The following is a 7196-nucleotide window of genomic DNA, read 5'->3' on the forward strand; positions in this document are numbered from 1 at the left end:
GGTAAAGAATACAAAAGGGCCGCCGAACGACAGTCCGGCGGCCTTTTTTATACCGAATTCGCTATCTAGCTTACTGGATGACGATGACCTTGGAGGTCGCCTTGCCGGGACGCACGCGGCTATAGAGGTCGATGACGTCCTGGTTCATCAGGCGAATGCAGCCCGAGGATGCGGCGGTGCCGATCGAAGCCCATTCCGGGGTGCCGTGCAGGCGGAAGAGCGTGTCCTTGCCGTCCTCGTTGAAGAGATACATGGCGCGCGCGCCGAGTGGATTGCTGAGGCCCGGGCCCATGCCGTCTTCGACATATTTGGCGACGTCGGGCCGCCGGACGGCCATCTCCTTCGGCGGGTGCCAGGTCGGCCATTCCTGCTTCCAGGCGACGTAGGCGGTGCCGGCCCATGCGAAGCCCTGTTTGCCGACGCCGATGCCGTAACGCATCGCCTTGCCGTTTGGCAGGATGTAATAGAGGAAGCGCTCGCGCGTGTTGACGATGATCGTTCCCGGACGCTCGGTGGTCTCGTAGCTGACGACCTGGCGGCGGAATTGCGGCTTGACCCTGTCGATCGGGATCGCCGGCAGGGAGTACCCTGCATCCTTCGTCACGCCATAGGCGTCATTGAAGATTTGTGCCGTCTGCACCGTCGGGCCTGCGCCCTTGTTGTCGACGGAGGCGCTGTCTGAGGTCGTGGAGCAACCGGCCAGAGCGATCGTCGTCAATAGGCCAAATACAGGGAATGCATTGCGGATGCGCATGAATGACTCTTGAAAGTTTTGGGCGAGGAGAAGGTCTTTCGACCATCGTTGATTATGGTTTATTTTCGATTAACTTGCGCTTTGCAAGGCTGCTGTGGCGCGACGATTTCGTCTGCAGCGCAAATTAAAAGCGCATGGTTTTTTTGCAACAAAAGGCCCGGCTTGGCGACGGTTATCCATGACGATTTTGAGCGTTTACAATAACAATCCGTTAATCGATGGCCGGCAATCGGACAGGGCCATGATGGTGCGGCGCGGGACGCAGATCTTGCTGCACGAAATGCGCCATGCCGTGCTGCCGGAACTGCCGCTTGCCAGCGGCCGCCGTGCCGATCTGATCACGCTTTCGGAGAAGGGCGAAGTCTGGATTATCGAAATCAAGACATCGATCGAGGATTTCCGGGTGGATCGGAAATGGCCGGAATACAGGCTGCATTGCGACCGGCTGTTCTTTGCGACTCACGAGGGCGTGCCGCTCGAGATCTTTCCCGAGGAATGCGGGCTTTTCCTCTCGGATGGCTATGGCGCCCACATGATTCGCGAGGCGCCGGAACACCGCATGGCGCCTGCCACGCGCAAATCCGTCACGCTCGGTTTTTCGCGCGCCGCCGCGCAAAGGCTGATGATGGCCGAATGGGCCAACGGAAAGCCTTTTACCGTGGATGATGCCTGACCGACATTTCGCTATTTCGGCGCGCGTTTGGCAAGGATGCGCTGCAGCGTTCGCCGATGCATGTTGAGCCGGCGCGCCGTTTCTGAAACATTGCGCTCGCACATTTCATAGACCCGCTGGATGTGTTCCCAGCGCACCCGATCGGCCGACATCGGGTTCTCGGGAAGCTCCGCCTTTTCGCCCGGTCGCTGCGTCAGCGCTGAAAAGACATCATCGGCATCCGCTGGCTTGGCCAGATAATCGACGGCTCCGAGTTTTACGGCCGTCACCGCTGTTGCGATATTGCCGTAGCCGGTCAGCACGATGATCCGGGTGTCGTCGCGACGCTGCCGGATCGCTTCGATGACGTCGAGCCCGTTGCCGTCGCCGAGGCGAAGGTCGACCACAGCATATTTCGGCGGCCTGCTCTTCGATTTCGCAACGCCCTCCGCCACTGATTCGGCCGTCTCCACCTGAAAGCCGCGTGTCTCCATCGCCCGTGCGAGACGGCGCAGGAATGGCCCGTCATCGTCGACGATCAGCAGACTGGCATCGGGCCCGATATGGTCTTCATCCGATGCGGCGAAATTTCCGTGATTCTGTTCTGTCATCGTCTCGGGTCCCGGCGGCTGAACGTCTGATCTTGATCAACCGTTTTCATTCTACTTATGCCCACAAAGTCATTTTGTCGAATTTGCGTCGATCAACATCCGCGGCCATTCGATGCGGATGCGCGCGCCAGCTCTTTCCGGCTCGCGGTTCTCGAAGACCAGCGATGCGCCCGAGCGCTCCAGCAGCGTCTTCGCGATGAAAAGTCCGAGCCCGAGGCCGCCGGCCGTATCTTCCTTCTGCCGCTTGGTCACATAGGGCTCGCCGATTCGCGTCAGGATGTCAGGCGAATAACCATTGCCGTCGTCCTCGATGACGATCAGCACTTTATCGTGATCGTGCTCGACGGTGACGGTCACTTTCTCCCTGGCATAATCGACCGCATTTTCGATGAGATTTCCGAGTCCGTACATGATGCCGGCATTGCGGTCGGTGACCGGTTCGCTCTTGCGCGGGCTTTTTTCGATGAGTTCGAGCGCGATTCCGAATTCCCGGTGCGGCGCAACGACCTCTTCGATCATCGAGGAAAGCGGCAACCGGCGCATATGCGCCTCGTCTTCGGAGGAGAGCGTCGTCAGCCGCCGCAGAATGTCGCGGCAGCGTTCGCTCTGGCTTCGCAGCAGCATGACGTCCTCGCGGAAGCGATCATCGTCCTTGAGCTCGCGCTCCATTTCCTTGGCGACAACGCTGATCGTGGCAAGTGGCGTGCCGAGCTCATGAGCGGCGGCCGCAGCCAAGCCGTCGAGCTGCGAAAGATGCTTTTCCCGCTGCAGCACCAGTTCGGTCGCGGCCAGCGCATCGGCAAGCTGGCTCGCTTCCATCGAGACGCGATAGGCATAGAAGGCGGCAAAGGCCATCGTCGAGGCGATCGAACACCAGACGCCGAACTGCATGACAGTGTGGACGTTGATCTCGGCTCCGTCGAACCAGGGCAGCGGGAAAGGCGAGAAGGCAAGCACCGTAACGCAGACCATCGCAATACCGATCAATGCTGTGCTGTAGCGGATCGGCTGCGAGGCAAAGGAGATGATGACTGGCACGCAGACGAGTGCGGCGAAGGGATTGGCAAGGCCGCCGGTGATGAAGAGCAGCGCGCAGAGTTGCAGCAGGTCGAAGCCGAGCAGCGCGAAGGCGGCCGGCGGCCCCAGCCGATGGGTCGGCGGATAGCGGATCGTCAGATAGAAATTCACCCCGGCAAGAGCAGCGATCAGCGAAGAGCTGGCGATCAGCGGCAAGGGAAATTTCAGCCAGAAGGCCACTATGAACACTGTCAGCGCCTGGCCGCCAACGGCAAGCCAGCGCAGCCGCACCAGCGTCTGCAGACGCAGCCTGCGGCTGCTGTGCCTGTCTCCCAGCGTTTGGCTTTCCGTCTTGTCGATCACGCCGGGCTTGTCGATCATGCCGGGGCTCCTTGATGGTTCTCATGTACCACGTGGTTTTGCCCGTGTCGTCGGCAACGCTTCTTCCGGCCGTTCCGGCCAGGGATGGCGGGGATAGCGCCCGCGCATCTCGGCACGTACGTCCTTCCATGAGCCGGCCCAGAAGCCAGGCAGGTCGCGTGTCGTCTGGACCGGCCGATGCGCCGGCGACGTCAGCTCCAGGAGCAGCGGCAGGCGGCCTCCGGCGATCGCCGGGTGCTGCCGGAGCCCGAAAAGCTCTTGCACGCGGATCGTCAGGACCGGCTCCTCGCCCTCATATTGAATCGGATGCCTTTGGCCCGTCGGCGCCTCGAAATGCGTCGGGGCGAGCCGGCTAAGATCGCGCTGCAGCTCGTGCGGCACCAGCGACATCAGTCCGTTCGAAAGCCCTGCCGCGGAAATCTCCGAGAGGCTTCGGGCGTCTTCCTGGAAGGGAGCGAACCAGTCCTCCATTCGCGAAAGCAGAGCGGTGTCGCTGACGTCGGGCCAGGGGTCGCCGATCGTTCTGTGAAGGAACCCGATCCGCTCACGCAGCTGGATGGCGTCCTTCGAGAAGGCAAGTTGATCGAGCCCGATTTCGCGCACGCCTTCCATCAGCGCCCGGGTGACGGCCGCCCCCGAAGGACGCGGCAAGGGGGTCTCGTCGAAGACGATTGCGCCGAGCCGGGTTGCCCGCCGCGCCCGCACTTGTCGGCTCTGTCGGTCGAAGAATATCTGATCGTCGGTTTTGATTTCGCCGGGCAATTCGGCTTCGATATCGCCGCGCGTCACTTCGGCCGCCGCCAGGATCCGCGCCTGCGCCGCCCGGCCGGTGAGATCGGCGATCACAAGCATCTGGCTACCGGCGAGCCTCTCGGTCTCCGGCAGCTCGGCTCCCCGACCGTTCGCCATCACGAATCGCCCGCGCCCGCCCCGCTGAAGCGCGATTCGATCCGGGAAAGCGTGCAGCAGAAGCTGGCCCGCAAGCGCCGGCGCCGTTGCGGCAATCCTGTCGAGCCCGCTCGCCAACCGCGCCGCGAGCCGCCGCGAGGCTTCCGCTCTTTCGCCGCGCTCGGCCTTGAAGCGCCGCAGCCGCTCCTCGATATCAAGGCTCGTTCCACCAAGTCCCTGTTCGGTCAGAAGCACGGCGATCGATGCCGCATCGCGTGCATGCCCCGATTCGCCCGCCGAGACGACCATCGCGGCAAGCCGTGGCGGCAGGGCGAGATCGCGCATCACCTTGCCGCGCGACGTCAACGCACCGTCCTTGTCGAGCGCGCCGAGCTGGCCAAGCAGAACCCGCGCTTCCTTAAGCGTCGTTTCCGGCGGTTGATCGACAAAGGCCAGCGACCGCGGATCCTGCACACCCCAGTGCGCGAGATCGAGCACCAGCCCGGAAAGATCGCTGGAAAGGATCTGCGGCGGCGTGAAGGCCGGCAGTGCCGCCGTCTGTCCCTGGTGCCACAGCCTGACGGCGATGCCCGGTGCCGTTCGCCCGGCGCGGCCAGCCCGCTGATCGGCGGAAGCGCGCGACACGCGCACCGTCTCGAGCCGCGTGATACCGGTCGATGCTTCGAATACCGGCAGGCGCTGCAACCCGCTGTCGATCACGATCCTCACGCCGTCGATGGTGATCGATGTTTCGGCAATCGACGTCGCGAGAACAATCTTGCGCGTGCCGGTGGGTGCCGGTCGGATCGCGGCATCCTGCTCCTTCTGGCCGAGGTTGCCATAGAGCGGCGCAATCAGCGTTTCGGGCCCGAATCGTCTCTGCAGCCGCTCCGCCGTCCGCGTGATTTCCGCCTGGCCGGGCAGGAAAGCGAGGATCGAGCCGGTTTCGTTGGCATGCGCCTCGATAATCGCCCGTGTCACGGCATCGTCGATGCGTTCGTTGCCCGGCCGGTCCTGGTAACGGATATCGATGGGAAAGCTGCGTCCCAGGCTTTCGATGACAGGTGGATCCTGGAGCAGGGCGGCCACACGTTCGACGTCGAGCGTCGCCGACATCACAAGGATACGCAGATCCTCGCGCAGGGCGGATTGGACGTCGAGCGCCAGCGCCAGCCCGAAATCGGCATCGAGCGAACGCTCGTGGAATTCGTCGAAGATCACGGCCGAGATTCCGGCAAGCTCCGGATCGTCGAGAACCATCCGGGCAAAAACCCCTTCCGTCACCACTTCAATCCGCGTCCCTGCCGATATCCTGTTGTCAAGGCGCATGCGGTAGCCGACTGTTTCGCCGACCTGCTCTCCGAGCAGCGACGCCATCCGGCTTGCCGCCGCTCGCGCTGCCAGACGCCGCGGCTCCAGCAGAATAATTTTGCCGTCGCCGCGCCAGGCCTGGTGAAGCAAGTAAAGCGGCACAAGTGTAGTCTTGCCGGCCCCTGGCGGCGCGGAAAGAACAGCGCGCTTCTGCTCGCCCAAGGCGACGCCAATGGCTGGCAGTACATGCGAAACCGGAAGTTCCGGCAGCGACGTGGGGATTGTCACTTTCGTCCCGTCACCGTTTCATAGGCAAGAATCGCCCCGGCGAGATCTTCCAGCGCTGCTCCAACGGATTTGAACAAGGTAATCTCGGCGTCATCGCTGCGCCCGCGATGGGCGCCGCTCACGAGTTCCGCGAGCTCGGCTTTTATATCGGTCTCCATGAGCACGCCGCTTTTCAGTGGCTGGACGATATCGCCCGCCTCGCTGATGGCGCCGGCACGCGTATCGACATAGACGCTGGCGCGACGGATGGCCTCATCGTCGCTTTCGCGCATGCCTGGCTTGAAGGCGCCGACAAGATCGAGATGAGCACCTGGTTTCAGCCATTCGCCTGATATCAGCGGCTCGCTGGAAAGCGTTGCGCAGGAAATGATATCGGCCGTTCGCGCGGCGGCTTCGGCGTTCGCAACCGCCTCGGCATTCAGGTCGAGCGCGCGTGCTTCGGCTGCGATCTTCTCGGCAGCCTGTCCGTTTCGGCCCCAGACCCGGAATTTCCTGAGCGGCCGGGTCGTGGCGTGAGCGAGCATCAGATTGAGCGACAGTCGCCCGGTTCCGCAGACGAGCAGCTCCTCCGCGTCGGGGCGGGCGAGATAACGGGCTGCCAGCGCCGATGCCGCCGCCGTGCGCCGTGCAGTGAGTTCGCCGCCGTCGATGACCGCCAGCATCTCGCCGGTGCTGCCAGAGGAAAGAAGATAGGTTCCGAAGATCGCCGGCAGGCCGCGCCGCATATTGCCGGGAAAGACCGAGACCGTTTTCACCCCGGCATAGCGCCCCGGAACCCAGGCCGGCATCAGAAGCAGCGTGGCGCTCTCCTCGTTCGGCACATCCATCTCATGGTGATGGCGCACCGGCATCACACATTCGCTCTGGAACATGCGCGAGATCGCCTCGATCAGTTCGGGCCAGGGTAGGGCCGCGCGCGTCTGTTCTTCATCGAGGACAAGCATTCTTCACTCCGCCTGATCGTTCTTTCCGTCCAGACTAGCGAGTGAGGCGCCTCGTAGGCAAGCACCTGGAATTCCGCTTCGGGCTTCCTATATAAGCCATGTCTCCCTCGCCGAAGCCTCTGCTTGCGGATTCGGCGAAAACGAATCCTGAAAACCGCCCCATCCGGCGGGGAATTTCGTAGTTTTTGGAGACGGGCGCTAAAAACCCTTGATTTTCAGTCTGTTACAAAAATGTCAAAAAACTTTTGGTATGGCTGTTGACTTGGAAAAGGTGATAGTTCTATAAGCCCACTCACTGACGAGGGCGGCGGCGCTGCTGGCGACGAAGTCTCTCGTTCTGAAGAAACTCA

At 62.4% G+C, this 7196-nt stretch carries 6 protein-coding genes; 1 reads left to right on the forward strand and 5 read right to left on the reverse strand.

The genetic code is table 11. From position 1 onward, the window contains the following. Positions 1-70: 70 nt before the first annotated feature. Entirely contained in the window at positions 71-754 is a 684-nt protein-coding gene (locus FFR93_RS33150; protein ID WP_064712439.1) for a L,D-transpeptidase, read from the reverse strand. 178 nt (positions 755-932) lie between these two features. Here FFR93_RS33150 and FFR93_RS33155 point away from each other — a divergent pair, with 178 nt between their 5' ends. After that, on the forward strand, positions 933-1427 hold the full coding sequence (locus FFR93_RS33155) for an MmcB family DNA repair protein (protein ID WP_138396308.1): 495 nt from the start codon (positions 933-935) through the stop codon (positions 1425-1427). 11 nt (positions 1428-1438) lie between these two features. On the opposite strand, the gene FFR93_RS33160 is transcribed toward FFR93_RS33155, so the two are convergent. From FFR93_RS33160 to FFR93_RS33175, 4 genes are all read right to left on the reverse strand, one after another. Next, complete coding sequence (locus tag FFR93_RS33160) at positions 1439-2017, reverse strand: ActR/PrrA/RegA family redox response regulator transcription factor (RefSeq protein ID WP_138396309.1); 579 nt, start codon at positions 2015-2017, stop codon at positions 1439-1441. Positions 2018-2086: 69 nt separating this feature from the next. Beyond that, a complete protein-coding gene (locus FFR93_RS33165) occupies positions 2087-3415 on the reverse strand; it encodes an ActS/PrrB/RegB family redox-sensitive histidine kinase (protein WP_138396310.1) in 1329 nt (442 codons plus the stop codon). Between the two features lie 21 nt (positions 3416-3436). Continuing rightward, on the reverse strand, positions 3437-5902 hold the full coding sequence (gene hrpB / locus FFR93_RS33170) for an ATP-dependent helicase HrpB (protein WP_138396311.1): 2466 nt from the start codon (positions 5900-5902) through the stop codon (positions 3437-3439). Continuing rightward, positions 5899-6846: an ornithine cyclodeaminase family protein gene (locus FFR93_RS33175; RefSeq protein WP_064708209.1), complete on the reverse strand. Its 948-nt coding sequence runs from the start codon at positions 6844-6846 to the stop codon at positions 5899-5901. Before FFR93_RS33175 ends, hrpB begins: the two co-directional genes overlap by 4 nt. Positions 6847-7196: the final 350 nt, after the last annotated feature.

It is taken from the genome of Rhizobium sp. MHM7A, assembly GCF_005862215.1.
Taxonomy (GTDB): Bacteria; Pseudomonadota; Alphaproteobacteria; order Rhizobiales; family Rhizobiaceae; genus Rhizobium; species Rhizobium bangladeshense.

What these genes read in the sequence shown, in the direction of transcription:
- FFR93_RS33150 (WP_064712439.1), bottom strand. Translation starts at nt 754, where the DNA reads ATGCGCATCCGCAATGCATTCCCTGTATTTGGCCTATTGACGACGATC.
- FFR93_RS33155 (WP_138396308.1), top strand. Translation starts at nt 933, where the DNA reads ATGACGATTTTGAGCGTTTACAATAACAATCCGTTAATCGATGGCCGG.
- FFR93_RS33160 (WP_138396309.1), bottom strand. Translation starts at nt 2,017, where the DNA reads ATGACAGAACAGAATCACGGAAATTTCGCCGCATCGGATGAAGACCAT.
- FFR93_RS33165 (WP_138396310.1), bottom strand. Translation starts at nt 3,415, where the DNA reads ATGATCGACAAGCCCGGCGTGATCGACAAGACGGAAAGCCAAACGCTG.
- FFR93_RS33175 (WP_064708209.1), bottom strand. Translation starts at nt 6,846, where the DNA reads ATGCTTGTCCTCGATGAAGAACAGACGCGCGCGGCCCTACCCTGGCCC.